At 41.5% G+C, this 535-nt stretch carries 1 pseudogene; it reads left to right on the top strand.

From position 1 onward, the window contains the following. A pseudogene (locus ACFSCZ_RS17720) lies at positions 1-535 on the top strand (ATP-binding protein); the annotation flags it as partial.

The following is a 535-nucleotide window of genomic DNA, read 5'->3' as shown; positions in this document are numbered from 1 at the left end:
TGGACACGGAGTGGTCACGCCGGCAAAACAATAAACTGGAACGTCTTATTAAAAGCGCACAATTAAGTAATAATCAGGCTTCCATTGAGGATATTGAATATCATCCAGACAGAAAGCTGGATAAATTTGCGGCTGGCTCACGGCAATTACATTGAAGAATATCATAACATCATTTTAAAAGGTGCGTCGGGGAATGGAAAGACATACCTTGCTTGTGCATTTGGCATAGCTGCCTGCCGCCAGTTTTATAAAGTGAAGTATGTCCGATTGCCTGATCTTCTTGATGAATTGGCAGTGGCCAGGGGCGAGGGTATATTCCGCAAAGTGATAAAACAATACAAAAAAGTCAATCTCTTAATTTTAGATGAGTGGCTATTAACCCGTTAAAAGGAAATGAAGCACGCGATAAATTAGAAATCATTGAGGCAAGGCATAGAAACGGATCAACTATCTTCTGTTCTCAATTTGATCCGAGAGGCTGGCATGAAAAGATTGGGGAGGAAACCCTGGCAGATGCAATCTTGGATCGTATTGT

Origin of the sequence: Siminovitchia sediminis, assembly GCF_042680885.1 — a bacterium.
In the GTDB taxonomy this organism is placed as follows: Bacteria; Bacillota; Bacilli; order Bacillales; family Bacillaceae_C; genus Siminovitchia; species Siminovitchia sediminis.
This window is presented reverse-complemented; position numbering and strand designations above follow the sequence as displayed.